Source organism: Thermus altitudinis (assembly GCF_022760835.1).
GTDB classification, from domain to species: Bacteria; Deinococcota; Deinococci; order Deinococcales; family Thermaceae; genus Thermus; species Thermus altitudinis.
Window position 1 is genome coordinate 1 of record NZ_JAKTNQ010000031.1, and the last position, 26,154, is coordinate 26,154.

Sequence of the window (26,154 nt, forward strand, 5' to 3'; positions counted from 1 at the left end):
CCGCCAGCCAACCCACCCCTATTCCCAAGGAAAGCACAAGTACGATGGGCAGACGCTGGACGTCCTTACCACAAGGGGGTACTATTAGGGTATGGGGGCCACTACTGAAAAGACCCACTTCCTAGTCCAAGTGGGTTCTAAGGGGCGGGTGGTGCTGCCCGCAGAGGTGCGTGAGGCCCTGCACCTCAAGGAGGGAGAGCGCCTCCTCCTCACCTTGGAGCCGGAGGGTGGAATCCGGGTGGAACCCCTACGGAAAGTGGTCGAGGAAACCTACGGCATCCTTGGCCATTTAGCGCCTGGCGTTAGCCTAGTGGAGGAGCTGATCCGAGAGCGCAGGGAGGAGGCCCGGAAGGAGGAGGCAGAGTGAGGGCCGTGCTGGACGCCTCGGCCCTCCTGGCCTATCTACGGGGGGAGCCTGGGGGAAAAAGGGTCAGGGACCAGCTCCTGGAGGGCGCCGTCATGAGTGCGGTGAACCTGGCGGAGGTGGCCTCCAAGCTGGCGGACTGGGGTCAGGATCCGGCCCAGTGGTTGGATCGCCTGCGCAGCCGGGGCCTCTTGGGCCAGGCTCTTCAAGTCCTGCCCTTCACCGAAGTGGATGCCCTTTTGGTGGCCCGCCTCCGTCCCCTCACCCGTCCCTTGGGGCTTTCCCTGGGAGATCGGGCCTGCCTGGCCCTGGCCTCGAGGCTCCACCTCCCCGCCCTCACCGCGGACGCCACCTGGGCCGGGCTTTCCGTGGGCGTTGTGGTGGAGGTGATCCGCTAAAGGCTAGGCCCTGGGGCGGCCCTTTTGCAGTGCGGGCCACGAGGAGATCCTGGCCCCTTGTCAGGCCATAGCGGCAACGCCCTTGTGGGAGTCTTTACAGGCCATGTATGAGGGCAAAAATGGCCTTGTACAGCCATGCACTCCATCCCAGACGGGGCCTTCCCCGGAAGGGTGAGGCCGTCTAAGCGTTGAGCGGCTTGGGTTTCCGGCCTGGGGTGCGGAATCTCAACTCCTGGTCAAACTCTCCCAGTTCTTCCGCCTCCGCCCCCTTGGGGAGACGTAGCAGGTCCCGCTGCAGGGTAGTGGAGTCTACATCCAGAAGTCCCGAGGCCTCGGAAACGGATAGTTTCCCCTCGTAGACGGCGTCGCGAACCCTGGTCAACACCGAGGGGGGAAAACGGTGGAGACCCCCCTTGGTAGTAGGGCTGGGAAACCGGAAAGGCTCGGCGGAGAGTCCAATGCTCACGGCAAGCTCGTTCGGGCTGATCCTCGCCCATTCCAGCAGGTTCTCTTCGGTGATGAGGCCCTCGTTGAGAAGGCGGTAGAGGATAAAGGTGTAGCTCACCCCAAAGTGGCTGGCCAGGAAAAGGGCAGCTTCAGGGGAAAGCTTCCGAAGCTTACCGGCCTCCTTCCTCAGAGCCGGAGCCGGGACCAGGAAGTGGGCGGCCCAGGCGTTGGCAAAGGCTTCCACCTCCCGTTCCTCAGGGATAACTTCCCTCCTGCAGAGGATTCCCGGTAACCGGGCGTGGTAGAGGGTATGGGCCAGCTCATGGGCCAGGGTAAAGACCTGACGTCCTGAGGTACTGTCTGCGTTCACCAAAATGGCAGGACCCAGGCGGGGATGCCGGTAATAGGCCCCCCAGATGGGCACATCCCCCTCCCCCAAGGAGGCCCGGTAGACCAAGACCCCCAAGCCGTCCAGAAGGGTCCAAAGGTTGGGCAAGGCACCGTGGCCAAGGCCAAGACGTTCTCTAACCGCTCTCGCTCGGCTAGAGGCCTGGCGAACATCGGTTAGGAAGCGCTCACGTAACTCCTTTAAAGGGATTTCCCTTGGAAGGGCTTCCCCTAGCTCCTGGAGAAAGTCCGCGTAGGCATCCAGGAACCCTAGCCACCGCTCCAGTTCCAAACGGGCCTTGGCGGAAAGGGGCAGCCCCCTTGGCAGGAGAACCTCAAGGGCCTCCTTGTACCGGAGCTCTCCCCTCAGGAGTCCCTTCTCGTCCACCCCGTAAATCTGTGCCAGCCCCTGCAGGTGCAAGGTGGGCGGGAGCCTCTCTCCCCTTTCCCACTGGGCTAGGCTCTCCCGGGAGACCCCTAGGGCCTCGGCCACCTCCTCCTGGCCCAAACCTAGCTCCTCCCGCCTTCTACGCAAGGCGTTTGCTATCTTACCCAGCTCATGCCTAGCGCTTTGGGTGCGCATCCGACACCTCCTACCACGAGATTGACACGTTAACCGGCCCCTGTCAAAGTTTGTTTTCGCAATGATGGCTGAATCTTATGTAACAAAGGCAAGTTTGAATATACCCCTTGTGGTAGTCTTTGATTTTATCCTCGGAAGGCGATAGAATAACCCCATGCATGTGGCCGATAACAACGTACTAGCGGTCTTCGTTGATTCTGGGAACGCTGAGCTCCTATACCGAATAGTGGGTCCGTTGCGAGAGCCCGAAAGCGTTATATCCCCCGACCTCCAAAATCGGTCAAGCGAGTTCAACAGGCGGCTGGATATTCCGGGACGTAGGGAATTTATCCAAGGACATGGGAGACTCTGGACGAGCGAGCCACTTATGGTCGGAGAAGTGCGGCTTGTGCTTCAACTTTCGCAGGAATGCAAGAAGCTCCGACGTAGAAGGGGGGATCTCGAGGTGCTGGTTATGGGCTTGAAGCGGGGGTACACCATCCTCACGGATGATTCTGGCCTAAGAAGGGAAGCGAAGAGGGAGAAGATTAAAGTGATCGGCAGCTGTGGGTTGCTTGAGATGGCCGTGCAAAAGAAGATTCTCCCGTGCGATGAAGCGAAATACCTCTATAACCGTGTTTTTAAGGAGGAGCTGGGCCTTTTTTCAACGCTGACGTTTCGCTGTCCAGAGGGTTGTTGCATGTAAAAACATTTGGACATCGGAGCGAAACCCCCCTCAAAGAGGCCCAACCAAGCGCTCACCCATCCACCCCACTTAGGAGCACAAAGAAGCCTTCCGAGGCCCTCCCAAGCGAGAGCCTCGGTGCCAGGGGGTCTAGGACCGGGTCGGGTTACGGAGAGACTGGCCCTCCCGGGAGAGAAAGCGCCAAGCCACCCCCTACGGCAAGGTCTACGCCCGCCTTGTGGCTAAGGGACAAGGCTACCGAAGCGAAGCCAGGGGCTCCTCAGCACCGCCTGGCCCAGGTGAGGCCCAGGAGGGTCCCGTAGAGGAGAAGGAGGCCACGGCGCTCGCCGCCCGTAGGGTAGGCTCTCCCTCAAGCTCGGGAAGAGGGTGAAGGTACCGAATCCCGCCAGCATGCTGGTCGCCTCAAACTCCCCCATGGAAATGGCGAAGACCACCGGGCTACCGGAGAGGACCGAGGGCAGGAGGTTGGGACAAACAAGTGGCCCAGGACCCTAAAGCCCCAGCACCTGTCTGGGAGTCCGAAACCCCTCCCCTACCCCGGCCTCGAGGCCCAGGCCAACCTTGACCAGGGCGAAGACCTCCGTTGGCCCGGCCATGGCCCCACCCTCTAGGCGCCCCGGCAGCACCAGGTGGGAAGGAGCCCAGGACCAACCTGCACAAGGAGGACCACGGTGGGGAAAAGGCATCTGGAGGACAAGGCCAGGGCCAAGGAGGTCTGGAGTAGAAGGAAGGTTGGGCGAAGATGGGGAAATCCTGGGAAATCCGGTCAACCAACAGGGCGCCGGTGCCCCTAGCGCGGCGGGCAGGAAAGGGGTGGGTTGGGGTCTGCCGGGGCCACCTCCAGCCGGTAGGCGTCGGGCTGGGCCAGGGGCCGCAGGAAAAGCCCCACCCCCTCCGGACCCCGGGAGAAGCGCAGGGTGTACTGGGGTCCACCCAGCAGGGGAAGGGCGTTGTAGGTGGAACACCTCAAGGTGTAACCCCTGGCCTCCAGCTGGGCCCGAAGCCGGTCACCCAGCTCCTGAAGCCCTGTGGGACGGTAGGGGGAACCAGGAGGAAAGCGGAACTCGGTGATCTCCACCGGGCCCTCCTCCAACCGGGCCAGCACGCGGGCATCGGCCAGGAGCAAACGGTAGCGCGCGGATACCGTGAGCTCCTCCACCGGGTAAAGGGCCGGGGCGCAGGCAGCTAGGGCAAGTACCCAAGCGGTCAGCAGGACTCTGGCTTTCATGGGCTTCCTCCTAAAGCCAATGTAGGCCCACAGCCCCGGCGCAGGCTTTAGCGAAAGCTTAGCCTCCGTGCCCCCGGGGACCATCTCCCCCGGGTTTCCGTCCTCCTCGAGGCCAAGGCCGCTTGCGGCATCCTAGCGCCCTACTGGGTCCCACAAGCCCCTACCTCTTAGGTGGGGGCTCCCCCCCTGCGCCCTCCCCCACGCGGGCCAACCCACGGCGGGGAAGGCACAGCTAGTGCCCCCGCGGCCCGTTGGGTTCCCCTACTCTGGCAGGCCAACCCTCCTCCCGGGGATTCACGCTAGCCAGGGACAGGCCCTGGAAGTCCTAGGTCTTGCCGGCCACCGGAGCTAAGCGCGCCGCATCGCCGTGGCGGCCAGCAAAGCGGCCAAGGGTCTACCCCCTATAAACCGTCTCCCAAAAGGGTTCCTCTAGTCCCTTTCACCGGAGGACCCGAGGTAGGCCAAGGCTCTACTTTGAGCGTCTCTGAAACCACGTGGACGTCTAGGGGGCAGGCCAGAGGCAGGTCTCCCGGGCTTCACCCTTTGGCCGGTCCACGCGGGCCCCAGCCTCTCCGTTTACGCTAGCGCCAGAGGGGCCGAGGGGTCCCCCAAGGGAGGGGTGCGGGCCCGTCAGCGGCAGATGGGTCTGCCCTTTGGGCACCACCGCCCCGCGCCCCCGCCGGGCAACCCCCCGGGGCCCAGCCTGAAGCGCCTCCTCCAGCAGCAGGGCCAACCGAGCTTTGCCCCCCGGAGCTGGGGCGGCTTTAGGTGGGGGGTCAAGGTTGGGGGCTTTGGGAAGCCCCCTCCACAGGGGCAGCTTCACCTGGCATAGGACCCCTAGCCCGCATCGGCCCCACCCCCAGGGAAAGGGCCCTCACCGCCTCAGCTGGCGCACATGGGCCAGCACCCGGTCAGGGTCCTCTAGGGGGTTGACGTTGCGCCACACCGCCTCCACCCGCCCCTGCGGGTTCACCAGGATGGTGTCGCGGGCGTAAAAGCCGAAAAACCGCCCCACGCCAAAGATGCGGGCCAGCTCCCCTTTGCGGTCGGGGATCATGGCCCCCTTTAGGGCCAGGCGCTCCACAAAGGCGCACTGCTCCTCCGGGGAGTCCGCGCTCACCCCAAACACCTCCACCCCCAGGCGCTGGAACTCCCCGTGGAGCTCGGCATACCGCTTGGCCTGGGCGGAGCATCCCGGGGTGTTGGCCTTGGGGTAAAACCAGAAGACCAGGTACTTGCCCCCTCGGGCCAAGGCCTCCAGGTCCACCACCCGGCCGTAGGAGTCCGTGACCTTGGGAAGCCGCACGGGGTCCCCCGGGGCCAGGGCCAGGGCTAGGGAAAGGGGCAGGAAGGCCAGAAGGAGGAAAGGCCGCATGTTTCTAGGGTATACCTGGAGGAGGGCAACCCCCCGTGGCCCAGCCCGCATTTCCCCTAGGGGCCGAGGGGGGCTACGGGGCCGCCCCCCTGGGCGGGGGCCTGGGGCTAGGGGGCTCAGTCCCCCACCAGGGCCTGGACCCGCTCCCGGATAGCGGGCCCGTCCAGCCCTTCCCCGATGAAGACCAGGCAGTTTAGGCGGGGGCCTGGGGGCCAGGGCGGGCCCTTCTCAAAGTCCAGGAGGCCGAACACCAGGTGGAAGCGCAGGGAGCGGCTGGAACCCCGGAGGTTCACCTCCCCCTTGGCCCGCAGGAGGCGGCCTTTGCGGAACACCCCCTTGGCCAGCACCGCCTCTTCCAGGAGGGCCCGAAAATCCTCGTAGGCCACGGCCCCCGGGGCCGCCAGGGCCACCGCCTCCACCCCTTCCTTGTGCAGGGCCTGGGGGAGAGGGGAGAGGATGCGGAAGCCCTGGGCCTGCCGGGGGAAGAGCACCTCCTCCACCGCCAGGCCCTGGCCCCGCACCGTGGGGACCACGGGGGCCACGGGATTCAGGCTCCGCACCCAACGGGTGGCCTCCTCCAGCTCCTCCTCCTCGGCCCGGTCCGCCTTGGAGAGGAAGACCAGGTCCGCGTACCGCACCTGGGCCAAGGCCTCGGGAAAGCCGCGGTAGGCCCCGAGGTTCAGGGGGTCCACCACCGCCACCACCCCCGCCAGCCGGTAGGCCTCCCGCACGCCGGGGGCCAGGATCACCTGCAGGATGGGAGCGGGGTGGGCCAGGCCGGTGGTCTCCAGGAGGAGGTGTGGGAAGCCCCCCTTCCGGGCCAGGGCCGCCAAGGCGGCCACCAGCTCCTCCTGGAGCCCGCAGCACAGGCACCCCTCGGCTAGGGCCTCGGCCCTCCCGCCCACCAGGGCGTCGTCCAGGGCCACCTCCCCAAACTCGTTCACCAGGACAAAGAGGTCCTCCCGCTGCTCCAGGAGCCGGTTCACCAGGGTGGTCTTCCCCGAGCCTAGGAACCCGGTGATGAGGGTAACGGGCCTCCTCTCGTCCATCCGGCCCCTAGCAGGCGCAGGCCACCTGGCAACAGGTGGGATCCTCCAGCCACATGCCCTCCCGCTGGTAGGCCTCCAGGGGCCCCTCGTCCCGCCCCAGCCTGCGGGCTATGGCCCGGGCCACGATGGGGAAGCGGGCCCGGAACTTGTAGATGAAGCAAAAGGGTACCCCCCCGTGCCGCACCCTGGGGCCCGCCAGGAAGAGGCCTGGGGCCAGGGTGGACTCGTCCTCCAAGGAGAGGAGGGGCCCGCCCTGGGGCCCCTGGTGGAAGGGGCCCCTGGTGGAAGAGGTGCCGCACGGGATCCAGGCCGTCCGCGAAGCCCGTGGCCAGAAGGGGGCGGTGGGGGGTGGTGCGCCGGCCCCTGTCCGTGACCAGGAGGTACCCTTGCCCCGACCGGCCCAGGGCCAGGACCCGCTCCCGCCGGAGGCGCAATAGCCCCTTGGGCGCCCCCCTCAGGCGGCTTCGGGTGTAGGGGGAGAGGTCGTAGGAGGGCTCCCCCGTGTCCGCCTCCCAGGGGGCCTCGGGGTCCAGGACCGTGACCCGCACCCCCCTTGCGGCCAGGTGGAGGGCGGCGTCCAGGCCGGACTCGTACCCCCCGATCACCACCCGCTCCGGGGCCTCGAGGGCCAGGCGGGAGAAGCTCCCCACCCGGGCATAGGCCAGGGCCAGGGAGGCCCCGGGGAAGGGCCTTCGGGGGAAGGAGAACTCCCCCACCGCCCACACCAGGAAGGGGGCCTCCAGGAAGCCGCCCTGGGTGGCCAGGCGGAAGACCCCCTCCCGGTACTCCACCCCCTTCACACGGGCCCGGACCCAGGGAACCCCAAAGTGGTGGGCCACCGCCTCCAGGTAACGGGCGTAGGCCCGGCCCGTGGGGTGCTCCTCCCCTAGGCTGAAGGCGGGGCTGGTCCCCGGGGCGATGGCCTTCAGGTCGGCAAGGCCAAAACCGTTGGCGGTGAAAGAGGGGGTGAGGAGGCGGGTCTCCCGGGGCCAGCGCCGGAAGGAGGCCCCAAGCCGCCGGGCCTCCACCAGGAGGACCCGGACCCCCACCGCCTGCAGGGCCACAGCGGTCCCGAGGCCTGCAGGACCCCCGCCCACCACCAGGGCCTCGGGCCTGTCCCTCATAGGGTGATCACCTGGTCCACCTTCCCCGCCAAGGCCCCGTAGAGGTCGGGGAAACAGCCCACCTCCACCCCCTCCACCACGTGGGCGGCCACCCGGCAGGAGCCGGGCTCCTTCCGCCCCTCCCCTTCCGGGGTGCACCAGCGGGGCTCCCCTACCGCCAGGCCCCTCTCCAGGGCGCAGAGGTCGCACATCATGAGGAGGATCCCCTTCTCCCGGGCCACCCGGGAAAGCCGCTCCCCCAAGGGGTTGCCCTTCTGCAGGATCATGGTGTTGTCGTCAAAGAAGAAGATGCCCACCACCTCTACCCCGTGGGTCCCCGCCTCCAGCTGGGGCAGGATCATCTGGCCCAGCTTGTGGCTGGCGGCCCGGGGGCTGGAAAGAACATAGGCTACGCGCATACCAACCTAATGATAATGGCTTCTCAGTACTTTGTCAAGAAAGACCCGGGTGGGGGCCTCCCACCCGGGCCCGGGCCGGCTAGTGCTCCACCCCCTCCACCTCAAAGAGGGCGATGGCGCCCGGGGCACCCCCCACCGCCAGGCGGGCCTCCACCCTCCAGCCCTCCAGGTCCACCCGGACCACCTCCCCCTTGGCGGGGTCCGTGAGGTAGGCCACCCCGTGGCCCAGGGCCAGGCCCGGCCGGGGAGCCCCCTGGGCCCAGGGGGAGACGGCCTCCAGGGTCCCCACCACCCGCCGGGCCCCAGGGTCCACCCGGTGGAAGCGCCCGTCCGCGGTGAGCACCCACAGGCCCTTCCCCTCCGGGTCAAAGGCGAAGCGCAAGGGGGCCGCCGGCAGGCCCAGCACCTCCAGGGTCCCCGCCTTGGGGTCCACCAGGGCCAGGCCCTGGCCGAAGTTACCCACGAAAAAGGGGTGGCGGGGGTGGGCCGCCAGGGTACCCACCCGGGCCCCCTGGGGGGCTCCCGGGGGGTTGGCCAGCTTACGCCCCAGGAAGCCCTGGCCCCGCCTCTCCACCAGGAGGACCCCGTCGGCGCAGCCAAAGGCCGCCACCTCCCCCAAGACCGCCTCCCCGTGCAGGCGGGGGCAGGCCTGGGGCAGGGCCAGGGCCTTGCGCCCCTCCAGGGTGTACACCTCCACCCGGCCGCTCTCCAGACCCCCCACCAGGAGGGCCTCCCCCAGGAGGGCCACGGCCCCGTGGTCCGCCCGCCCCGTGGCCACCAGGCGGGAGGCGAAGTCCAGCCCCAACCGCCGGAGGTCAAAGAGGGCCACGGTGCCGTCCCCATCGTGGAAGATGGCCAGGTGGTGCCCCTTGGCAAAGATATGGGTGGGCTGGGGCCCGGTGCGCAGGGTGGCGGCCACGTAAGGGGTCTCCCGCTTCACATCCCGGTGGTCCCCATGGTCCTCCAGGCGGAAGCCCCCGTAGAGGAAGCTCACCGCCCCCGCCTCCCGGTGCACCCCCAGCACGTACTGCCCCCCCGGAAGGGGGTAGAGGCTTGCCGGGGAGGGCACGGTGAAGCGGGCCAGCTCCCTCCCCTCCTCGTCCAGGATGCGCACCAGGGGCTCCTTGGCGTCCGCCACCGCCAGGCGGCGGAAGAGCCCCTCCCCGTGGCCGTGGCCCTTCCCGCCGGGCTCCCCGTGGCCGTGGCCATGGGCCAAGGCCAGTCCTAAGGCCAAAAGCGCTGACACCACTAGCGGGATCCGTCCTCTCATCCTCCACCTCACATTGGCCAGGGGCGGAAGCCGCCCCTTTGCCCCAACCCTAGGGGGAGGCCCCCTGGCACAGGGCCTCCCGGTTCCAACGCAGAAGGTCCAGGTAGGTGGGGACCCTGCGGTCCAAGGCGTCGGTGTAGAGGACCACCAGCCGGGCCCCCAGCTCCTCCGCCAGGCGGCGCACGGGGGCGGGGTCCAGCTGGGGCTCGGCCACCACCAGGTCCACCCCCTTGAGCTCCGCCTCCTTGAGGAGGGCGATCCTCCCCCGCACCCCCATCTCCGCCCCGTGGTGGTCCCTGAGGGTCCCCACCACCTCCAGGCCGTAGCGCCGGGCCAGGTAGAGGAGGGAGAGGTGCTGGGAGACCACCCTCAGCCTCCTCCCCCCAAGGCAGGCGGCAAGCCGTTCGTCCTCCTCCTGGACCCGCTTGCGGAAGGCTTCCAGATTCCTCCGGTAGGTCCCTTCCCCCCTGGGGTCCAGCCGGGCCAGCTCCCCCGCGATGGCCTCGGCGTAGAGGACCCCGTACCGGGGGTCCAGCCACATGTGGGGGTCGCAGTCCCCGTGGAGGTGCACCCCCTGCTCCCTTAGCCCCAGGAGGCCGCAGATGGGCTCGGGCATCCGGGGGGCCAGCTCCACGATCCGGGCCCCCGGGGGGAGGAGGGGCCTCAGGCGGGGCAGGAAGGCCTCCAGGCCCAGCCCGTTGGCGAAGAGGACCCGGGCCTGGGCCACCTCCCTGGCGGTGCCCGGCCGCAGGTCAAAGGCATGGGGGTCCGCCCCCAGGGGCACCACGCTGGCCACCTGGACCCGGCCTCCCCCCACCTGGCGCACCAGGTCCGCCAGCACCGGGGTGGTGGCCGCCACCCGCATCTGGGCCCCGGCCCCCGTGGCCAGGAGGAGGCCCAGGAGGGGCAAGAGGGGAAGGGCCCTCATGCCTAGGCCTCAGGGAAGAGGGCCCGCCAGGCCCCCAAATGCCTCCTGGCCCCCGGGGGGAGGCGGCGCAGGAACCGGCCCCTCCCCTCCCCCCGGAGGGCCCGCACCGCCTCCTCATATCCCCGCAGGAAGGGAAGGAAGTGCTCCAGGCCCTCCTGGAAGTCCAGGGGCTCCGCCTGCGGGTGGACCTCCGGGGGGTAAGGGGGGATGGGGCCGCGGAAGAAGCGCTCCTTGGGCCTGTGGTAGAGGACCCCCCGGTACCAAAGCCCCGTGGAGTGCAGGAGGGCCTCCTCCCCCAGGTAGAGGCTGGAGCCCACCCCTTGGGGATGGGGGAGCTTGCGGAAGCCCAGCGGGCTGAGGAGCTCGTGGGCCGCGTCCAGGCCCATGAGGTACATAACCACGGGCATGGGGTTGTTCATGGCCGCACCAGCACCAGCCGGGTGGGGCTCCCCCCGACCCTCAGGTAGCGCACCACCCGGCCCCGTTCCACGTCCACCTCCGCCACCAGGCCCAGGTGGGGCAGGCTCACGTAGGCCAGGCCCCGCTCGGGCCAGGGGGCGATGTCGGGGTAAATGGCCCCGCCCGTGTCCTCGTCCATCTCCGGGAAGGGGCGGGAGACCCGCACCTCCTTAAGGAGCCTCCCCTCCCGGGCCTCCCGCACCTGGAGCCGGCCGTCGCCCAGGAGGACGTAGAGCCTCTGGCCGTCGGACTTGCCCCGGAGGAAGACCCCGCCCAGGGGGATGGGGGTGAGGGCCAGGGCCTCGGGGTCCAGGCGCTGGAGGTGCTGGACGCCGTCGCTGTAGCCGAAGTAAACCCCTTGCCCCTCCAGGAAGGCCCCGATCCGCTCCCTCACCGGGTAGGGCAGGCGGGCCCGCTCCTTGCCCCCCTCGAGGACCAACACCTCCTTGGCGCAGGCGAAGAGGCTCCGGCCCGTACCCGGGTGGTGGGCCTCCCCGTGCTGCACGGGTCAGGGGAAGCGCCCCCGCTCCTCCTTGAGGGCGGGATCGTAGAGCACCACCTGCCCCTGGCGGAGGAAGGTGAGGTACGTGCCCTCAGGGGCCTCCACCACGTGGTAGTGGTCGGGGCTTGGCAGGCGGAGCCTCTCTGCCTGGAAGGGGGCGGCGGGGTCCAAGGCCTCCTCCGTGAAGAGAAAGGCCAGGGCGTCCCTTTCGGCAAAGGCCAGCAGCCTGCCCCCGTGGGTGTAGGCCTCGGCCCCGTGGCCCACGTTCCACCCCCGGCCCAGGAGGAGGCTTTTGGCCAGGACAGGCCGGCTCCAGCGGCCCTCCTCCTTCTCCGTCCAGACCACGCTGAGCCACTGCCGGTCCGTATCCCTCCCCCGGGAGACCAGGAGGTAGCGGCCCGAAGGGGTGGCCACCAGGCTCATCCCCCTTGGGGGCAAGGAGATCTCCGCCACCACCTGCCCCTGGGGCAGGTCCACGGCCACCAGGCGGCTCAGCCCCGGCCGGTTGTCCAGGGCGAAGAGGCGGGCCTCGGCCCCGTAGGCCTCGGGCCTCTCGGGGACCGGGGCGTGGGCCCAGGCCAGGGCCAGACCCAGGGCCAGTGCAGCTAAACCTCGCCTCAGCCTCAACAGGTAGGGTGTGCGCCTCCTCATAGCGTGAGGATGATAACCCATTCTCACTAGTGCGGTCAAGGGCGGGAGGGGGCCGGCGCGCAAAACCCGGAGCCGGGTATGTAGCCCGGGACGGTTTTACCCTCCCCGATAAGTACAGATGTCCCCTGACCCCCTCCTACCCTCGGGGGTGAGGGACGTCCCTCAAAGGAGGTGGAAAAAGGCAGGTATCCGGTTTGGGAAGGCTTCCTGGTACACGGCGCCATCCTCATCGGTGTGGTGGCGGTCTTGCACGTGGTGTTCTCCCACCTCACCGTGGCCGCCACCTGGTTCAACTGGTGGGTGGAGCGCAAGGCCTTGGTGGAGAACAAGCCCTACCTCCAGGACTACCTGAAGGCCTCGGCCCTCCGCCTCCTCATGTTCGCCTACACCATAGGGGCCATGATGGGGGTGGGGATCTGGTTCTCCGTCACCGCCTCCAACCCCAGGAGCATCGGGGCCCTCATCCACAACTTCGTCTTCTACTGGGCGGCGGAGTGGTTCTGGTTCATCATTGACGTCTTCGGCATCGCTGTTTACTACTACACCTTTGGCCGGGTGAACCCCAGGACCCACGCCCGCATCGGCCTCATCCTGGCCCTGGCCGCCGCGGGGACCCTGGCCATCATCGTGGGCATCCTGGGGTTCAAGCTGAGCCCGGGGCACTGGCTGCAGACGGGGCTTAGCCTGGACGGCTTCTACAACCCCACCTACTGGCCCATGCTCTTTGCCCGCTTCGCCCTGATGTTCGCCATCACCGGCCTCTACGCCATCCTGGTGGCCGCCACCCTGCCGAAGGACCACCCCGCCCGGCTGGAGGTGACCCAGCTGGCGGGGAAGGTGGGGCTGGTGGGCCTGGCGGTGGGGGTGGCCCTGGTCCTCTTCTGGTACGTGCCCCAGCTTCCCCAGCACGCCCGGCAGGTCCTGGGCATCCCCTTGGTCATCCAGCCCGTCTTCTTCCACAAGATGCTCCTCGGGGTGGCCGCCACCGCCCTGGTCCTCCTCCTGGCCTTCCTGGCCCCCAGGGCCGTCTCTAGGCGCGCCGTGGGCTTTTTGGCCCTAGCGGTGGCCTTCCTGGGGCTCTTTGGGGCCGAGAGGACCCGGGAGGCCATCCGCAAGCCCGACCTGATCCTGGGCTACCTGGCCGCCAACCAGATCCTCTGGGTGGACCTGGACTTTGGCAGCCGCAAGATCCAGGCCGAGGCTCCCCGCCTGGACCAGTAGGGGCTCTTGAAGTCCCTGCCCTTTGCCGTGGCCAAGGGGGCACCCGCGGCCGGCCCCGCAGGGGGCCTAGACCCCGTGGAGACGGGCCGGTCCCTGGTGGCCCTGCAGTGCTCCAGCTGCCACACGGTGAGCAAGGCCACGGCCTTTTTGGGAGGCAACCGGAACCTGGCCGCCATCCTCAAGCGCCGGGGCATGACCGACGCCGCGGCCATTGAGGTCTACCTGAACGCCATCGGGGGCTTCCCCTACATGCACCCCGTGGTGGGCACGCCCGAGGAGCGGCGCTACATGGCCCAGTACCTGGAGCGGTTTGTGAAGGAGGCCTACCCTGAGGCCGCGCAAACCGCCCGTCCTCAGGCAGGAGGGAGGTGAAGGATGAGCCCGGAAACCCTTTTGGCCATGCGGGACCCCTTGGGGGCCCCCATCCATCCCCTGGCCGTGCAGGCCCTTTTGGTCATCACCTTCGTGTTGCATATCTTCTTCATCACCGCTTCCGTGGGTAGCCTCCTCCTTGGGCTCTACGGCCTGAACAAGGGGGAGGAGAACTGGCAGCGCGCCAGCAAGGTGGCCATCCGTGTGGCCACCCAGACCCTGGGTCTAGGCATCACCATGGGGATCGCCCCCCTGCTCTTCGTCCAGGTGATCTACGACCCCGCCTGGTACGTGGCCACCACCCTGATGGGGCTCTGGACGGTCCTCTTCATACCCCTGGTGGCCCTGGGGTACCTGTTCCTCTACGTGCTCTACCTGCGGGGCAACGTGGCGGGGGTGGGGTACGTCTCCCTGGCCCTCCTCCTCCTGGCGGGTTTCGTCATGCACAGCCTGGCCAACGCCGGTCTCTACCCCTCCCGCTGGGTGGAGTGGTACGCCCCAGGAGGCGTGGTCCACACCACGGGGGAGCGCCTTTTGGGCTATAACCTGCCCCGTTTTGCCGCCCTCCTCTTTGGCCAGGCGGGGCTATCCCTAGGGGTGATCCTCCTCCTCTTCGCCTGGTACTTCCGGCGCCGGGAGGACGTACCCCAGGCCTTCCTCCGCTTCGTGGAGGGGCTGGCGCAAGGGGCCTTGCGGGTGGGGGCGGGGATCTATGGCCTCTTGGGCCTCCTTTGGGCCTTCACCCAAGGGGCGGAGCTGGGCCTGGGGTGGCCCGTGGCGGTGGTGGTGCTGGCGGTAGCCGCCCTCTTCTACCTCCACGCGGGCCGGGCCCGCGCGGAGAACGCCCTGGCCACCCTGGGCCTCTACCTGGGGGCCCTCCTGGTGGTGGCCCTCCTGCGGGAGGGCCTCCGGGTCTCGGCCCTGGGGCGGTACGGCTACTCCGCCATGCAGTACCCCTACGTCTGGGACTGGGGCTCCATCCTCTTCTTCGTGGCCACCGCGGTGGCCGCGGTCCCGGTCATCGTCTACCTGGCCCAGGTGCTCTACGCCTCGGGCACCCGTAAGGAGGGGGCGGATCCCTCCCCGAGGGTGGAGGCCTTCGGGGACGTGGGGGTAAAGCTCCTCCTGGGCTGGTTCGCCTTCTACTTTGCCCTGGGGCTTTACGTGGTGGTGCGGAACCTCTAGCCCCAGCCGCCAAGGCCCCCGGGGCGGCCCGCCCCGGGGGCCGGCCCTTTCCCGGACAACCCCTTTACTCCCAGGCCCCAGATATGGTAGCCTCTTCCCCGGGACGCCCAAGACCTGGGGTGTCCTGGCTGCGATGCCAGGCCGACAGGCCTGGACGCCCCATTGGCGGTGGGGGAAGTCCGGTGCAAGTCCGGCGCTGTCCCGCAACGGTAACCGGCCCCGTCCGGAAGCCCGAGTACCCGCTTCGCAGCCCTGCCCCGTAGCCCTCGAGGCAAGGGTGAAGGTGGTGATGCCTGTGGGACCCTAGACCCCCGATCCCCCGCAAAACTGGAGGCCCGCACTGGGCCCTGAGGCCATAGGTTAGATGGGTTACGAGTACCCCTTTGGGGGAGTCCTTTCCCCCAGTAGAGGGACCGGCGAGGTACTGGATGAAAGAGACGCGCATGGTGCACACGGTCTTCCCCGGGGAGACCAACCATTACGGAACCCTTTTCGGTGGCACCGCCTTGGCCTGGATGGACCAGGCGGCCTTCGTGGCCGCCAGCCGGCATGCCCGGCGCAAGGTGGTGACCGTGCATTCGGATGCCCTGGACTTCAAGCGCCCGGTGCCCCTGGGCTCCATCGTGGAGCTGGTGGCCCGGGTGGTGGAGGTGGGCCGCACCTCCATGCGGGTGGAGGTGGAGATGTGGGTGGAGCCCCTGGACCCCAGCGGGGAGCCCTACCTGGCCGCCAGGGGAGGCTTCGTCCTGGTGGCGGTGGACGAAGGGGGCCGGCCCGTTCCCGTGCCCCCCTTGGGAGGTGAGGGATGATCCGCACCCTGGCCTTCGGCCTCCCCCGGCTGGGGCCTAACCGGGAGTACAAGGGGCTTCTGGAGGGGTTCTGGAAGGGAAGGCTCTCCCAGGAGGACCTCCTGAGGGGGCTGGTGGAGGTGCGGGCCAACCTGAGGAACATGGTGGAGGCCGCCAAGGGCCTGCGCCAGCGCCTGGGAGGTTAGCATGCTGACCGAACCTAGGGCCCACTACCGCCCCTACGAGTACCCCAGGCTCCTGGCCTACAGGGACGCCATCCGCCACAGCTACTGGGTGCACACGGAGTTCAGCTACACCGCCGATGTGCAGGACCACGCCCTAGCCTCCCCAGGGGTCCGGTCCCTGGTGGAGCGCTCCCTCCTGGCCATCGCCCAGGTGGAGCTCTCCGTGAAGCTCTTCTGGGCCAAGGCCTACGAGGTCTTCCCCAAGCCCGAGGTGGCGGAGGTGGGCATGACCTTCGCCGAAAGCGAGGTGCGCCACGCCAACGCCTACGCCCACCTCCTGGACCTCCTGGGCCTGGAAGGCCTCTTCCCCAAGGCCCTGGAGGAGGCCCCCTTGCGGGAGAGGCACCGCCTCCTCACCGGGGTCCTGGCCCGGGCCCGCACGGGGGACCTCCGGGACTACACCAAGGCCCTCCTCCTCTTCTCCGCCTTCACGGAGCACGCCTCCCTCTTCTCCCAGTTCTACGCCCTCATGGCCCTGAACAAGCGGCTTGGCCGCTTCAAGGGCATCTCCAACGCCATCGAGGCCACCAGCAAGGAGGAGAACCTCCACGGGCTCTTCGGGGTGGAGCTCCTGCGCATCCTCCGGGAGGAGGGGCCCGGCCTCCTCGGCCCCTCCTTTGCCGAGGAGGTGCTGGAGGAGGTCCAGGCCTTCTTCCGGGCGGAGGAGGGGCTTTTGGACTGGTTGTTCGCCGCCGGGGACACAGAGGCCCTGGCCCGGGAGGAGGTCCTGGAGTTCCTCAAGTGGCGGTACAACCAGGTCCTCGCCCTCCACGGCCTGCCCCAACCCTTCCCCGTGCGCGGGGAGGTCCTGAAGGATACGGAGTGGTTTGACCTGGAGCTTTTGGCAGACAAGGAGGTGGACTTCTTCCACAAGCGGAGCGTGGCCTACGCCCGCCGGGTGCAGAGCTTTGACCCGGAAAGCCTGTTCTGAGGGAGGCTAGGATGCCGAAAGCGCAAAGGGAGTACGGGCCGTGGTACTGGGCCAACGAGTGGACCCGGCTCTACATGAGCCGGGGCTACCTCCTCCCCGGGGTTTCCGTGGAGGAGAGGGTGCGGGAGATCGCCCAACGGGCGGAGGCCCTTACGGGGATCGAAGGCTTTTCCCGCAAGTTTGAGGAGTATATGGCCAAGGGGTGGTACTCCTTGGCCACCCCCATCTGGGCCAACTATGGCCTCCAGCGGGGCCTGCCCATCTCCTGCTACGGCACCTACGTGGAGGACGACACCGCCTCCATCCTGAGGGCGGTGGCGGAGATCGGCATGATGAGCAAGCAGGGCGGGGGGACCTCCGTCTACCTGGGGGCCTTGCGCCCCCGGGGGGCCCCCATCCGGGACAACGGGGAGAGCAACGGCTCCTACGCCTTCGCCTCCCTGTTCGACCGGGTCATCGAGGTCTTCAACCAAGGCTCCACCCGCCGCGGCCAGTGCGCCGCCTACATCCCCATAGAGCACCCAGACTTTGAGGAGTGGCTCCAGATCCAGCGGGAGGGTAGCCCCATCCAGTCCCTCTTCTGGGGGGTCTCCGTGGGGAATGCCTGGCTGGAGGCCATGGTGGCCGGGGACCGGGAGGCCAGGGAGCGGTGGGCCAAGGTGCTCAAGGCCCGGGCCGAGGTGGGCATCCCCTATCTCTTCTTCCGGGACAACGCCAACCGCCAGGCCCCGGAGATCTTCCGGCGGTTGGGGAAGACGATCCACGCCTCCAACCTCTGCACGGAGATCATGCTCCCCTCGGGCCCCGAGGAGAGCTTCGTCTGCTGCCTCTCCTCCTTGAACCTCCTGCACTTTGACGCCTGGAAGGACACGGACGCGGTGGAGACCCTCACGATCTTCCTGGACTCCGTCCTGGACGACTTCATCCAGAAGGCGGAAGGGATCCCCTACCTGGAGCGGGCCGTGCGCTTTGCCAAGAGGTACCGGGCCATCGGCCTCGGGGTCCTGGGCTGGCACAGCTACCTGCAGTCGGAGGGCATCCCCCTGGAGAGCCCCGAGGCCTTCCGGCGCAACAGCCTCATCTTCAAGACCATCCGGGAGAGGGCGGAGGAGGCCAGCCGGTGGCTGCGGAGGCGCCACCCCGAGGACGAGCTTGCGGAAGTCCTGGACCGGAGGAACGCCACCCTCATGGCCATTGCCCCCACCAAAAGCTCCTCCTTCATCCTGGGCCAGGTCTCCCCCTCCATCGAGCCCTACACCAGCAACTACTACCTCAAGGACCTGCAAAAGGCCCGGGTACCCTTCAAGAACCCCTTCCTGGAGGAGCTCCTCCGGCAAAAGGGGAAGGACGAGGAGAAGGTGTGGCGGAGCATCCTGGAGCACAACGGCTCCGTGCAGCACCTGGACTTCCTCACCGACGAGGAGAAGGACACCTTCAAGACCTTCGCGGAGGTGTCCCAGAAGACCCTCATCAACCTGGCGGCGGCCCGGCAGCGGCACATCGACCAGGGCCAGTCCCTGAACCTGGTGATCCACCCCGAGGCCCCCCCCAAGGACGTGAACGAGCTCTACCTCCACGCCTGGCGGAGCGGGCTCAAGGCCCTCTACTACCAGTTCAGCACGGGGATGGCCCAGGCCTACAGCCGGGACCTCCTCCTCTCCTGCCGGGCCTGCGAGGGCTAGGCCCCAGGGCCCCTGGTGGAACCGCAACCCCAGCCGGGCCTGGGGGTGGCCCTGGAGGGGTAGGGTTAAGCCCCCCGGGCTCCCGGGGGGCCGAGGGGGCCTTGGGCCTAAGTGGTGCGGAACCTGCCGTTCAGGCCCCGGGGGAAGAAGCCCCCCATGCTGACCCCAGGGTTCCCAGTAAGGTAGACAATCCTGAGCACCTCGCTGACGGAGCGGCCGAAGGCCACCCCGTTCCCGTCGCTGGGCACCAGGTTGGCCCTGCCCCCCTTGGTGATGCCCTCGTCCTTGCCACCCCCCACCTGGCCCCTCAGATTGCTGATGGCCTGGACCACCTGCTCCACGGTGAGGGTGGGGGTGACGGGAAGGTCCTTCCTCTGGTAGAGGAATAGCCGGGTGGCCCCCGCATGGTAGGCCTCCACCGCCAGGATCCCCGCCGCTGGGTCCAGCACCCCCGTGCGGTCGGTGATGGCGGCCGCCGCCCCTTTGTAGGCCGTGACCCCCACGTCCTCGAAGATGAAGGCCCCGTGGAGGAAGAAGAGCTCGTTGGCAAAGGGGTTAAAGTTCTGGATGGCCCCGTTGCTGGCCAGGCTGCCGGCGGTGCGGAAGGCCTGGTCCAGGTCCAGCTCCGGCCGGTCCACGGCCGCACTCCCCAGGGCCTGGCGCAGGAAGAGCACGTGGGCCAGCTCGTCCTCAGCCAGCTCCTGGGCAAACTCCCGCACCTCCGGGCTCAGCCCCGGCACCGGCTGGGTACCGTCAAAGCCCTGGGGCAGGCGGATGGGGGCATTCCCGCCCACGCTCTGGATCCGCCCGATCTGGCCCACGGCGGCCAGGTAGAAGGCCGCCTCCAGGTACTCCAGGTTCAGGGCGAAGTTCAGGATGTCCACGTCCTGGTTGGGGCTTTGGCCCATCCCCGGGGAGCAGGCCACCAGGCCCCCCCCGCCCAGGACCACGCCGGCACCCACCAAACCCGTGCGCTGCAACACCTCCCTGCGGTTCCAAACCACCTTCTTCATCTCGTCCCTCCTTTCTGGCCTAGAGCCGGTCCATCCCGGCCCGCTAGCGAATTTGGATCTGGCCCCGCACCTCCCCTGCCCGGAAGGCGGCGGTGTGGATGTCCAGGTAGAGCTCCCCCCGGAGGAGGCGGGTGCGGTCCTCGAGGCCCAGCTCCACCCGGTCGGCAAAGGTGGCGCTCCTACCCTCTGGCCCGGGGCTTACCCTCAGGGCCTGGATCAGGGGCCCGTTCTGCCCCTTAGGACCCCGGTGGAGGTGGACGGCGCTGGTGAGGCGCGCGTTCAGGAGGGGGTCCTCCACCGGGTCCCGGGTGTAGTCCCGGAAGGGTCCCGCCAGGTTGGCCACCGCCCCCTGGAGGGAGAGGGTGGACCCCTGGACCTCCACCCGGACCACCGCCAGGGCCGGGGTGTCCACGGGATTGGGCACCACCTCGGCCCCCGTGAGAAGGACCACCCGCACCAGGGAACCCCCTTGGGCCTGGGCCGAGTCCAGGAACACCGCCACCCAGCCCGCCCCCAGGAGGCCGGCAAAGGTCAAGGCGTCCCTACGGTTCACCCCTCCCCCTTACCTGCGGATGAACCCCTGGACGGCCTTGGTGGCCTCCTCGGGGGTAATGGCCTGGGCGAAGGCCCGGCCCACGGGGGTTTGCGGCCCCTCCACCTTGCCCCCCAGCTCCAAAACGGCATCCCGGGCCTGGGCCAGGTGGGCCTCCTCGTTCATGGCGATGCTGGCCGCCGCCGAAAGGACCGCCTTGTTCTGGATGAGGGGGATGGCCCCCAGGTAGGCCCCGGTGAAGGCGGTCTCCAGGGCGATGAGGGTTTCCAGCACCTTGAGCCGGCTGGCGCCCTCAAAGCGCAGGTCCCCATAGGCGAACTGGGGCCGGGCCACCGGGGTGGCCTTGAAGGGCCCGCTTATGGTGTCCCGCAGGGCCTGGACATGGGCCTCCTCGTGCTTGAGGGCCTCCGCCAGGTAGTCCCGGATCTCCCCGGGGAAGGGGACCATGAGGGCCCGGGTGTAGAAGTCGGTGGCCAGGTACTCCGCGGTGAGGGCCAGGTTGAGGATGTCCAGGTCGCTCACCCCCTTGGACTGGGCCAGGGCCTGGCCCGCCAACCCCCGGGCGAAGGCCAGGGAGAGGCCGGCTGCGGTCAAGACCTTCACGAACTGCCTACGGACCATCCTTTGCGGGTGCTTTTCCATATCCTGCACCTCCACCCTGCTGTTCGCAGGGGGAGGGGGGTTTGGATTTCCGCCCGCGGGGTCCCGGGTGCACGGTCCTCCCCCGGGGGGCCCTCCCCCGGGATGCCCCAGGGAGGCCCTGGGCTACTGGGGCAGGCCGAGGAGCAGGGTGGGTCTAGGGCTCCCCCCCGGGGGCTCCAGGGAGACGGCCACCGCCAGGGCCTCAGGGGGCAGGCGCAGGGTTTTGATGGGGAAGCGGAAGGTGGGGAGGGGGATGGGCTCCCCCCGGTCCAGGCCCCAAGCCTGGAAGACCTTGCCCCTTGGGGGGGAGCGGTCCAGGAGGATGAGGGCGGTGCGGTCCCCCCTCAGGACCACCCGGCCCACCACCTGGCCCTCGGGGCTCACCAGGGTGCGCACCTGGGTGCTGGCCTCCCTCAGGGCCAGGAGCCAGCCACCCCCCCACAGGACCCCGTAACCCAGGGCCAGCAGCAACAGGGCGGCGGCGGCCCGCCCCAGCCAGGGCCACGGGGAGGGGCGCTTCAGGGCCCGGATCCGGCGCAGGACCCGGGCCTCCAGGCCCGGGGGGACGGGGTCCGGAGGCCCGGCCTCCGCCAGATGGGCGGCGGCCTCCATCAGGGCCTTAGCCTCCGCCCAAAGTTCGGGGTAGCGCTCCAAGGCCTCCTCCACCCGGGCCCGCTCCTCGGGGGAAAGGGCGCCCAGGGCGTAAAGGGGCAGGAGGTCGCGCACCTCTTCAGGCCTCACGGAGCACCTCCTTTAGCCGCAAAAGGGCCCGCCTGGCCCGGGTCTTGAGGGTGCCCAGGGGTATGCCCAGCCTCTGGGCCGCCTCCTGGTGGGGAAAGCCTTGGTAAAAGAGCACCTCGATGACCTCCCGTTCCTCAGGGCTAAGCCTAGCTAGGGCCTGCCCCAAGCGCACCCGGTCCAGGTGCCCCTCCTCGTCCAGCCCGGGGCCCGGGAGGTCAAAGGCCTCCTGCCCTTCCTCCGCCCCTGGGTCCAGGGCCTTTGGCCGGGCCTCCAGCCGGCGGAGGAAGTCCACGGCGGTGTGGTGGCCCACGGCCAGGAGCCAGGCCCGGGCCGTGGCCCTCCGCGGGTCAAACTGGCCAGCACTCCTCCACACCTTGACAAAGGCCTCCTGCACCACATCCTCCTGGGCGGTCCGGTCCAAGCCCATCCTGCGGGCCAGCCCCAAAAAGGCCCCAGCATAGCGACGGAAGAGGAGGCGAAGGGCTTCCTCATCGCCCCGGGCCACCAGGGCCAGAAGCGCTTCGTCGGAGAGGCCCTCGAGGCTCATCCTCCGCCCACCTTACCATACGCACCCTGGCCGGGGAGCGGTTTTGGGCCGGGACGGAGGGGTGAAGGCTGGGTCCGGTTCCGGTGGGAGCTGGGATGGAAGGGGGAAGGCCTATCCCCTTGGCTGAAGGCGCTCCTGGGCCTAGGCCCCGCGCCGGGGTCCCCGAAACCCTCCCCTTTGTCCGGATCCCAGGCCTGGGGCCAAGGGCGGCCGTGGTGGCCCGAGAGCCTCAGGCCCTTTTTTGTTGTCTCCTTCACCCATGCCCACTGTAGTCCCCCACCTCAAACCCGAGGAGGTTCTGGAGCGCTACCACAAGGCCCGGGAGGCCATAGGAGCCCTTCGCTGGCTGGCGGTCTATCATGCGCTGAGAGGAAGCACAGCCAAGGAGGTTGCCCGGAGGCTCCATCGCAGCCTCCGCTGGGTTCACCTGGTGTTGGCCCGGTACCACCGGGAAAGCCCGGGGGCGTTGCCGGATGGGCGGCACCCTAACCCTGGACGGAAGTCCAAGCTGAGCCGGGAAGAGAGCTAGGTTCCGCTCAAGGCCCCTCACCTGACGGGGTCCTGTGGACGGGGCCCAAGCTGCGGGCCTGGTGAGGGAGCACTTCGAGAAGGAGCTGTCCCTGAGCCCGATCTACCGGTTTCTGGCCCAGGAGGCATTCAAAAAACCTCAGCCAGGAGGTAGAGGAGGCCAAGAGGCAGGGGAGGAGGGTCCAGGTCTGGGCCTACGACGAACACCGCTTAGGGCTAAAGCCGGTGGGGCATAGGGTGGGGTGGCGCAAGGGGGAAAGACCCCGGGTGGTGGTGGAGCCTCGGTACCGGTGGTTCTACCTTGGCACTTTTGTAAAGCCGGAAACGGGAGAGAGGGTGAGCTTTTTGGTGGACGGAATAGACACCGAGGTGATGAGCTGGGTGCTGCGGGAGTTCAGGGCCGCCTTGCCGGAGGAAGTGGCACGTCTCCCCAAAGGTGGAGGTACCTGCAGGGATACGTCTGGTCTTTCTGCCCCCCTACAGCCCCGAGCTGCAGCCGGTGGAGCGGGTGTGGCCCTCGGCGAACGAGGCGGTGGCCCATCGCCCGTTCCCTTCCCTGGAGGCTCTGATGGAGACCGTGGCTCGGCGGTGCCTGGTCTTGCAAAATGACCCGCAGAGCCTGAGGCGGCACATCCCCTTCCACTGGTGGCCTAGGATGCACGATACAACGTGAAGTGGTACAAACGCCTGGGAGCGATGAAGTACATATGTCCCACCCTGTGGTGCCACAGTGCAAGGTGGGAGGGTGAATCGTGGACCCGAAAGAGCTCACCTTTTCCGCGTGGCAAAGGCTTTACCGTTTACCTTCGGAATTCCCGGGGTTCCGAGCTAGGGTCACCGTGCGTGTAGGGGGTGACCTGTACCAGGGCCTTTGTGAAGTGGACGGTTTTACTCCGCGCAGCCAACTGCCTGAGCCTGTGCGCAAGAAGGTGGACGGGGAGTTGTACAGCATACTGAAGCACCGGAAGACCTCTGACTTTTGGCAAGGGGATGGCAGGCACCGCATGGAGATCATAGGGGAGGGGCCTGAAGGCCTCTGCGTTCAGGTAGATGATGGGGGTCCCTCCCGGCTTTGGATAAAAGACGGCCGGTACACCTTGGTGGAAAGAAACCATGGGAAGATACGCTTTCGCCTGCACTTCAGGCAGTACCAAGCCCTTGCAGGGGACCGTCTCCTCCCTTCCCAGGTGGTCTTGGTGGAGAGGGGAATCACAGGGAGCATCCAGAAGGTGAAGCTCATACAGGACACCTACCAGGAAGTAGGACCGTACTGGCTCCCGAAGGAAAGGTTTTCCTTGACTGAAGTAGGTGACGGTATGGAAAGCATTTGGATTAGCCTCGAGGAGGTGATCCTCCGTGCGTAAAAACGTCCTCCTTCTGCTTATGGCCTTTGTAGGGCTCGCTTGGGCCCAAGGTTGGAAGGTGACGGACGCCACCGGAAGGACCGTAACCATCTCGGATCTGAGCCGCATTGTGGTCCTGCAACATGTGGCCACGGAGCTCGTATACGCCCTGGGTCTTGGTGACCGGGTGGTTGGCCGCGACATCACCAGCATTTACCCCAACCAGGTCCGCAACCTCCCCACGCTAGGCCATCCCCGCCGTCTCAGTGCGGAGGGAATCTTGGCCCTCCGCCCCACCTTGATCCTTGGCGGCGTGGATATGGGGCCGCCACAGGTGGTAGAGCAACTCCTTTCCACGGGCATTCCCTTGGTGCGTATCAAGGAGGATGCCACCTTGGAAGCAGCAAGGGAACGTATCCGTAGGGTGGCCCAAGCGGTCAACAAGAAGGAACGAGGAGAGGAGCTCCTACGGAGGCTGGAACGGGACCTGCTGGCCCTTAAGAGCCACTTGGCCCAAAACCCCCCCAAGAAAAGGTTACGGGCCCTTTTCGTGGTGGTTCGCGGACAGAACAACTTTGTCTGCGGCGACGGTAGCGTTTACGTGGAGAAACTGAAGCTAGCCGGGCTAGAGAACGCGGCCCACGGCATCCAAGGATGTAAGGAGATGACCCCTGAAAGCGTGCTCATGGCCCGGCCGGACATCTTGGTGACCACCACCGCTTTCTTTGACGCAGCCGGGTTAGAGGGGCTTCTTCGACTTCCTGGAGTGGCCCAGACCCCTGCTGCCGCCAAGGGGCGGATTCTCGTGGTGCACGACAACTACTTGTCAGCTTTCGGCATCTGGACAGGGCGTTCCGCCTTGGATATCCACCGTGCCGCCTACTTGCAGGAAGGCTTGGTGCGGATCGAACCGCCGCCGCTACCATGACCCCTAGTACCCCCACCGAGATTCGCTTCCGCTACCGCCAGGTGCTGGTGGGTCTGGGGCTGCTCCTCTCCATAACCTTGCTGGTGGCCTTGGCAGTAGGCGCCTACACCATTCCCCTGGACCGCCTCCTCACGGGTAAGCTAGACCCCACAGAGGTACAGGTGATCACCCAAATCCGCCTGCCAAGGGTTTTGGGAGCTGCCTTGGTGGGGTCCCTTCTGGGAATCGGAGGAGCTGTTCTGCAAGGCCTCTTCCGCAACCCCTTGGTAGATCCGGGCCTCATCGGGGTTAGCGCTGGGGCGGCGCTAGGGGCTGCCGTGTCCATAATCTTGGTGCCAGGCGGGCTTGCGTTGCTGAAGGGCTTCGCCCTTCCCATCTTCGCCTTTCTCGGTGGCCTGGCGGCAGTCCTTTTACTGTGGAAGGTGGCCGAAAGCCCTTTGGGGACCCAGGTAACGGTTCTCCTCCTGGCAGGCATAGCGCTGAACGCCTTGGTGGGGGCTCTAATCGGCCTTCTCCTCTTCCTGGCAAACGATCAGCAGCTTCGGAGTTTCACCTTTTGGACCCTGGGCGGTTTTAGCGGTGTCACCTGGACTGCCCTGTTGGCAGGCGCACCCTTCGGGTTGGTGGCCCTGGCCGCTTCCTTACGCCTTGGGCCCAGCCTCAACGGTCTGGCCTTGGGCGAGAGCGAAGCCCACCATTTGGGTGTGCCCCTTGAGGTCACCAAGCGCTGGGCCATCTTTGGTACCGCCTTGGGGGTAGGGGTATCCGTGGCCTTGGCGGGGGGAATCGGGTTCGTGGGCCTGGTGGTACCCCATATCTTCCGGCTACTGGCGGGGCCGGACCACCGCTATCTGTTGCCGGGCGCAGCCTTGCTGGGTGCTAGTCTCGCGGTCATGGCGGACCTTTTAGCCCGCACCCTGGTGGTGCCCGCGGAACTGCCCGTGGGCGTGGTCACCGCCCTTGTAGGAGGTCCTTACTTCCTGTTTCTAGTGGTGCGCTATAAGCGGGAGGTAGGCCGTGCTTGAGGCGCAGGATCTGGGGTACCGCGTGGCAAACCGCTGGCTTCTGGAGGGAGTTAGCTTCCTCCTACAACCGGGAGAGGTGCTGGCTGTCATAGGACCGAACGGAGCGGGCAAAAGCACCCTCATCCGCCTCCTAAGCGGCGAGTTGCCTCCGACAACGGGCCAGGTTTTCCTAGGGGGCAAACCCCTATCCCAGCTCAGCCCCTTGGCCCAGGCGCGCATGCGCGCGGTTTTGCCCCAGGTGCGCCACGTTTCCTTTCCCTTCACGGCTTGGGAGGTAGTCATGTTGGGAAGGCTACCCCATCTGAACGGAAGGGGAGAAGGGAGGGAGGACCTGGCTAAGGCAGAGGAGGCGTTGCGGCTCACCGGCGCATATCCTCTGGCAAACAGAAGGTACCACAGCCTCTCTGGAGGGGAGGCCACCCGGGTTGACCTGGCCCGGGTATTAGCGCAGAGCGCTTCCGTACTAATCATGGATGAGCCCACCAATCACCTGGACCCTCGGCATGTGGTGGAGGTCCTCCGGTTGCTACGCCAGTTGGCCAAGGCGGGCAGCAGCGTGCTG

Annotated in this window: 32 protein-coding genes and 1 riboswitch; of the genes, 16 read left to right on the top strand and 16 right to left on the bottom strand. The window is 67.6% G+C overall.

The genetic code is table 11. The features are described from left to right. The first annotated feature begins 91 nt into the window (after nt 1-91). The gene (locus L0D16_RS10045; RefSeq protein WP_243031774.1) at nt 92-367 is read left to right on the top strand and encodes an AbrB/MazE/SpoVT family DNA-binding domain-containing protein; all 276 of its coding nucleotides are present in this window, start codon (nt 92-94) and stop codon (nt 365-367) included. Beyond that, entirely contained in the window at nt 364-762 is a 399-nt protein-coding gene (locus L0D16_RS10050) for a type II toxin-antitoxin system VapC family toxin (protein ID WP_243031775.1), read from the top strand. Before L0D16_RS10045 ends, L0D16_RS10050 begins: the two co-directional genes overlap by 4 nt. A gap of 181 nt (nt 763-943) precedes the next feature. Here L0D16_RS10050 and L0D16_RS10055 read toward each other — a convergent pair whose 3' ends face one another. Continuing rightward, entirely contained in the window at nt 944-2,179 is a 1,236-nt protein-coding gene (locus L0D16_RS10055) for an ImmA/IrrE family metallo-endopeptidase (RefSeq protein ID WP_243031776.1), read from the bottom strand. A 154-nt stretch (nt 2,180-2,333) separates the two neighbouring features. On the opposite strand from L0D16_RS10055, the gene L0D16_RS10060 reads away from it, so the two are divergent. Continuing rightward, on the top strand, nt 2,334-2,864 hold the full coding sequence (locus L0D16_RS10060; protein WP_243031777.1) for a PIN domain-containing protein: 531 nt from the start codon (nt 2,334-2,336) through the stop codon (nt 2,862-2,864). Between the two features lie 790 nt (nt 2,865-3,654). Here the strand turns inward: L0D16_RS10060 and L0D16_RS10065 are convergent. The 10 genes from L0D16_RS10065 to L0D16_RS10110 form a co-directional block, all read right to left on the bottom strand. Continuing rightward, nucleotides 3,655-4,092, bottom strand: a complete 438-nt coding sequence (locus L0D16_RS10065; protein WP_243031778.1) for a hypothetical protein — start codon at nt 4,090-4,092, stop codon at nt 3,655-3,657. A gap of 874 nt (nt 4,093-4,966) precedes the next feature. After that, complete coding sequence (locus tag L0D16_RS10070; RefSeq protein WP_243031779.1) at nt 4,967-5,467, bottom strand: peroxiredoxin; 501 nt, start codon at nt 5,465-5,467, stop codon at nt 4,967-4,969. A gap of 116 nt (nt 5,468-5,583) precedes the next feature. Beyond that, nucleotides 5,584-6,516: a CobW family GTP-binding protein gene (locus L0D16_RS10075; RefSeq protein WP_243031780.1), complete on the bottom strand. Its 933-nt coding sequence runs from the start codon at nt 6,514-6,516 to the stop codon at nt 5,584-5,586. Next, complete coding sequence (locus L0D16_RS10080) at nt 6,474-7,640, bottom strand: NAD(P)/FAD-dependent oxidoreductase (RefSeq protein WP_243031781.1); 1,167 nt, start codon at nt 7,638-7,640, stop codon at nt 6,474-6,476. The genes L0D16_RS10075 and L0D16_RS10080 overlap by 43 nt, the downstream gene beginning before the upstream one ends. Beyond that, nucleotides 7,637-8,038 (bottom strand): SaoD/DsrE family protein, encoded by a 402-nt coding sequence (locus L0D16_RS10085; protein ID WP_243031782.1) that lies wholly within the window; start codon nt 8,036-8,038, stop codon nt 7,637-7,639. Before L0D16_RS10085 ends, L0D16_RS10080 begins: the two co-directional genes overlap by 4 nt. A 79-nt stretch (nt 8,039-8,117) precedes the next feature. Beyond that, on the bottom strand, nt 8,118-9,308 hold the full coding sequence (locus L0D16_RS10090) for a hypothetical protein (protein ID WP_243031783.1): 1,191 nt from the start codon (nt 9,306-9,308) through the stop codon (nt 8,118-8,120). 49 nt (nt 9,309-9,357) lie between these two features. Beyond that, on the bottom strand, nt 9,358-10,236 hold the full coding sequence (locus L0D16_RS10095) for a metal ABC transporter substrate-binding protein (RefSeq protein WP_243031784.1): 879 nt from the start codon (nt 10,234-10,236) through the stop codon (nt 9,358-9,360). 2 nt (nt 10,237-10,238) lie between these two features. Beyond that, nucleotides 10,239-10,643 carry a hypothetical protein gene (locus L0D16_RS10100; RefSeq protein WP_243031785.1) on the bottom strand — a complete coding sequence of 135 codons (405 nt, stop codon included), beginning with the start codon at nt 10,641-10,643 and terminating at the stop codon, nt 10,239-10,241. 8 nt (nt 10,644-10,651) lie between these two features. Further along, nucleotides 10,652-11,200 carry a YncE family protein gene (locus L0D16_RS10105; protein ID WP_243031786.1) on the bottom strand — a complete coding sequence of 183 codons (549 nt, stop codon included), beginning with the start codon at nt 11,198-11,200 and terminating at the stop codon, nt 10,652-10,654. 3 nt (nt 11,201-11,203) lie between these two features. Then, on the bottom strand, nt 11,204-11,848 hold the full coding sequence (locus L0D16_RS10110; protein WP_243031787.1) for a hypothetical protein: 645 nt from the start codon (nt 11,846-11,848) through the stop codon (nt 11,204-11,206). A gap of 171 nt (nt 11,849-12,019) precedes the next feature. On the opposite strand from L0D16_RS10110, the gene L0D16_RS10115 reads away from it, so the two are divergent. The 7 genes from L0D16_RS10115 to L0D16_RS10145 all read left to right on the top strand — a co-directional run bounded on the left by L0D16_RS10115 (nt 12,020) and on the right by L0D16_RS10145 (nt 18,272). Next, nucleotides 12,020-13,069 carry a hypothetical protein gene (locus L0D16_RS10115; protein WP_243031788.1) on the top strand — a complete coding sequence of 350 codons (1,050 nt, stop codon included), beginning with the start codon at nt 12,020-12,022 and terminating at the stop codon, nt 13,067-13,069. A 6-nt stretch (nt 13,070-13,075) separates the two neighbouring features. Next, the gene (locus tag L0D16_RS10120) at nt 13,076-13,441 is read left to right on the top strand and encodes a c-type cytochrome (protein WP_243031789.1); all 366 of its coding nucleotides are present in this window, start codon (nt 13,076-13,078) and stop codon (nt 13,439-13,441) included. Nucleotides 13,442-13,444: 3 nt separating this feature from the next. After that, nucleotides 13,445-14,626, top strand: a complete 1,182-nt coding sequence (locus L0D16_RS12510; RefSeq protein WP_279231345.1) for a hypothetical protein — start codon at nt 13,445-13,447, stop codon at nt 14,624-14,626. A 121-nt stretch (nt 14,627-14,747) separates the two neighbouring features. Further along, nucleotides 14,748-14,887: riboswitch (cobalamin riboswitch) on the top strand. 167 nt (nt 14,888-15,054) lie between these two features. Next, entirely contained in the window at nt 15,055-15,435 is a 381-nt protein-coding gene (locus L0D16_RS10130) for an acyl-CoA thioesterase (RefSeq protein WP_243031790.1), read from the top strand. Continuing rightward, nucleotides 15,432-15,620 carry a hypothetical protein gene (locus tag L0D16_RS10135; protein ID WP_243031791.1) on the top strand — a complete coding sequence of 63 codons (189 nt, stop codon included), beginning with the start codon at nt 15,432-15,434 and terminating at the stop codon, nt 15,618-15,620. The genes L0D16_RS10130 and L0D16_RS10135 overlap by 4 nt, the downstream gene beginning before the upstream one ends. A 1-nt stretch (nt 15,621) precedes the next feature. After that, nucleotides 15,622-16,590 (top strand): ribonucleotide-diphosphate reductase subunit beta, encoded by a 969-nt coding sequence (locus tag L0D16_RS10140; protein WP_243031792.1) that lies wholly within the window; start codon nt 15,622-15,624, stop codon nt 16,588-16,590. 11 nt (nt 16,591-16,601) lie between these two features. Then, a complete protein-coding gene (locus L0D16_RS10145; protein ID WP_243031793.1) occupies nt 16,602-18,272 on the top strand; it encodes a ribonucleoside-diphosphate reductase subunit alpha in 1,671 nt (556 codons plus the stop codon). A gap of 107 nt (nt 18,273-18,379) precedes the next feature. On the opposite strand, the gene L0D16_RS10150 is transcribed toward L0D16_RS10145, so the two are convergent. From L0D16_RS10150 to L0D16_RS10170, 5 genes are all read right to left on the bottom strand, one after another. After that, nucleotides 18,380-19,285, bottom strand: a complete 906-nt coding sequence (locus L0D16_RS10150; RefSeq protein ID WP_243031794.1) for a ferritin-like domain-containing protein — start codon at nt 19,283-19,285, stop codon at nt 18,380-18,382. Nucleotides 19,286-19,328: 43 nt separating this feature from the next. After that, entirely contained in the window at nt 19,329-19,838 is a 510-nt protein-coding gene (locus L0D16_RS10155) for a CHRD domain-containing protein (protein WP_243031795.1), read from the bottom strand. Between the two features lie 9 nt (nt 19,839-19,847). Next, a complete protein-coding gene (locus tag L0D16_RS10160; RefSeq protein WP_243031796.1) occupies nt 19,848-20,480 on the bottom strand; it encodes a ferritin-like domain-containing protein in 633 nt (210 codons plus the stop codon). Between the two features lie 123 nt (nt 20,481-20,603). Continuing rightward, nucleotides 20,604-21,221, bottom strand: coding sequence for an anti-sigma factor (locus L0D16_RS10165; protein ID WP_243031798.1), 618 nt, complete (start codon nt 21,219-21,221; stop codon nt 20,604-20,606). Further along, nucleotides 21,211-21,768 (bottom strand): sigma-70 family RNA polymerase sigma factor, encoded by a 558-nt coding sequence (locus tag L0D16_RS10170; protein WP_243031799.1) that lies wholly within the window; start codon nt 21,766-21,768, stop codon nt 21,211-21,213. The genes L0D16_RS10165 and L0D16_RS10170 overlap by 11 nt, the downstream gene beginning before the upstream one ends. Nucleotides 21,769-22,027: 259 nt before the next feature. On the opposite strand from L0D16_RS10170, the gene L0D16_RS10175 reads away from it, so the two are divergent. From L0D16_RS10175 to L0D16_RS10195, 6 genes are all read left to right on the top strand, one after another. Continuing rightward, the gene (locus tag L0D16_RS10175) at nt 22,028-22,297 is read left to right on the top strand and encodes a helix-turn-helix domain-containing protein (protein WP_243031800.1); all 270 of its coding nucleotides are present in this window, start codon (nt 22,028-22,030) and stop codon (nt 22,295-22,297) included. A gap of 435 nt (nt 22,298-22,732) precedes the next feature. After that, on the top strand, nt 22,733-22,969 hold the full coding sequence (locus L0D16_RS12515; protein WP_341474626.1) for a transposase: 237 nt from the start codon (nt 22,733-22,735) through the stop codon (nt 22,967-22,969). A 79-nt stretch (nt 22,970-23,048) separates the two neighbouring features. Continuing rightward, on the top strand, nt 23,049-23,660 hold the full coding sequence (locus tag L0D16_RS10180) for a DUF3386 family protein (protein ID WP_243031801.1): 612 nt from the start codon (nt 23,049-23,051) through the stop codon (nt 23,658-23,660). Then, entirely contained in the window at nt 23,653-24,567 is a 915-nt protein-coding gene (locus tag L0D16_RS10185) for a heme/hemin ABC transporter substrate-binding protein (RefSeq protein WP_243031802.1), read from the top strand. The genes L0D16_RS10180 and L0D16_RS10185 overlap by 8 nt, the downstream gene beginning before the upstream one ends. Further along, nucleotides 24,564-25,592: a FecCD family ABC transporter permease gene (locus L0D16_RS10190; RefSeq protein WP_243031804.1), complete on the top strand. Its 1,029-nt coding sequence runs from the start codon at nt 24,564-24,566 to the stop codon at nt 25,590-25,592. The genes L0D16_RS10185 and L0D16_RS10190 overlap by 4 nt, the downstream gene beginning before the upstream one ends. After that, nucleotides 25,585-26,154 (top strand): ATP-binding cassette domain-containing protein (locus L0D16_RS10195; protein ID WP_243031805.1); only part of this gene is annotated, 570 nt, incomplete at its 3' end. The genes L0D16_RS10190 and L0D16_RS10195, both read left to right, overlap by 8 nt.

What these genes read in the sequence shown, in the direction of transcription:
- L0D16_RS10045 (WP_243031774.1), top strand. Translation starts at nt 92, where the DNA reads ATGGGGGCCACTACTGAAAAGACCCACTTCCTAGTCCAAGTGGGTTCT.
- L0D16_RS10055 (WP_243031776.1), bottom strand. Translation starts at nt 2,179, where the DNA reads ATGCGCACCCAAAGCGCTAGGCATGAGCTGGGTAAGATAGCAAACGCC.
- L0D16_RS10060 (WP_243031777.1), top strand. Translation starts at nt 2,334, where the DNA reads ATGCATGTGGCCGATAACAACGTACTAGCGGTCTTCGTTGATTCTGGG.
- L0D16_RS10065 (WP_243031778.1), bottom strand. Translation starts at nt 4,092, where the DNA reads ATGAAAGCCAGAGTCCTGCTGACCGCTTGGGTACTTGCCCTAGCTGCC.
- L0D16_RS10070 (WP_243031779.1), bottom strand. Translation starts at nt 5,467, where the DNA reads ATGCGGCCTTTCCTCCTTCTGGCCTTCCTGCCCCTTTCCCTAGCCCTG.
- L0D16_RS10075 (WP_243031780.1), bottom strand. Translation starts at nt 6,516, where the DNA reads ATGGACGAGAGGAGGCCCGTTACCCTCATCACCGGGTTCCTAGGCTCG.
- L0D16_RS10080 (WP_243031781.1), bottom strand. Translation starts at nt 7,640, where the DNA reads ATGAGGGACAGGCCCGAGGCCCTGGTGGTGGGCGGGGGTCCTGCAGGC.
- L0D16_RS10085 (WP_243031782.1), bottom strand. Translation starts at nt 8,038, where the DNA reads ATGCGCGTAGCCTATGTTCTTTCCAGCCCCCGGGCCGCCAGCCACAAG.
- L0D16_RS10090 (WP_243031783.1), bottom strand. Translation starts at nt 9,308, where the DNA reads ATGAGAGGACGGATCCCGCTAGTGGTGTCAGCGCTTTTGGCCTTAGGA.
- L0D16_RS10095 (WP_243031784.1), bottom strand. Translation starts at nt 10,236, where the DNA reads ATGAGGGCCCTTCCCCTCTTGCCCCTCCTGGGCCTCCTCCTGGCCACG.
- L0D16_RS10100 (WP_243031785.1), bottom strand. Translation starts at nt 10,643, where the DNA reads ATGCCCGTGGTTATGTACCTCATGGGCCTGGACGCGGCCCACGAGCTC.
- L0D16_RS10110 (WP_243031787.1), bottom strand. Translation starts at nt 11,848, where the DNA reads ATGAGGAGGCGCACACCCTACCTGTTGAGGCTGAGGCGAGGTTTAGCT.
- L0D16_RS12510 (WP_279231345.1), top strand. Translation starts at nt 13,445, where the DNA reads ATGAGCCCGGAAACCCTTTTGGCCATGCGGGACCCCTTGGGGGCCCCC.
- L0D16_RS10130 (WP_243031790.1), top strand. Translation starts at nt 15,055, where the DNA reads ATGAAAGAGACGCGCATGGTGCACACGGTCTTCCCCGGGGAGACCAAC.
- L0D16_RS10135 (WP_243031791.1), top strand. Translation starts at nt 15,432, where the DNA reads ATGATCCGCACCCTGGCCTTCGGCCTCCCCCGGCTGGGGCCTAACCGG.
- L0D16_RS10140 (WP_243031792.1), top strand. Translation starts at nt 15,622, where the DNA reads ATGCTGACCGAACCTAGGGCCCACTACCGCCCCTACGAGTACCCCAGG.
- L0D16_RS10145 (WP_243031793.1), top strand. Translation starts at nt 16,602, where the DNA reads ATGCCGAAAGCGCAAAGGGAGTACGGGCCGTGGTACTGGGCCAACGAG.
- L0D16_RS10150 (WP_243031794.1), bottom strand. Translation starts at nt 19,285, where the DNA reads ATGAAGAAGGTGGTTTGGAACCGCAGGGAGGTGTTGCAGCGCACGGGT.
- L0D16_RS10160 (WP_243031796.1), bottom strand. Translation starts at nt 20,480, where the DNA reads ATGGAAAAGCACCCGCAAAGGATGGTCCGTAGGCAGTTCGTGAAGGTC.
- L0D16_RS10170 (WP_243031799.1), bottom strand. Translation starts at nt 21,768, where the DNA reads ATGAGCCTCGAGGGCCTCTCCGACGAAGCGCTTCTGGCCCTGGTGGCC.
- L0D16_RS10175 (WP_243031800.1), top strand. Translation starts at nt 22,028, where the DNA reads ATGCCCACTGTAGTCCCCCACCTCAAACCCGAGGAGGTTCTGGAGCGC.
- L0D16_RS10190 (WP_243031804.1), top strand. Translation starts at nt 24,564, where the DNA reads ATGACCCCTAGTACCCCCACCGAGATTCGCTTCCGCTACCGCCAGGTG.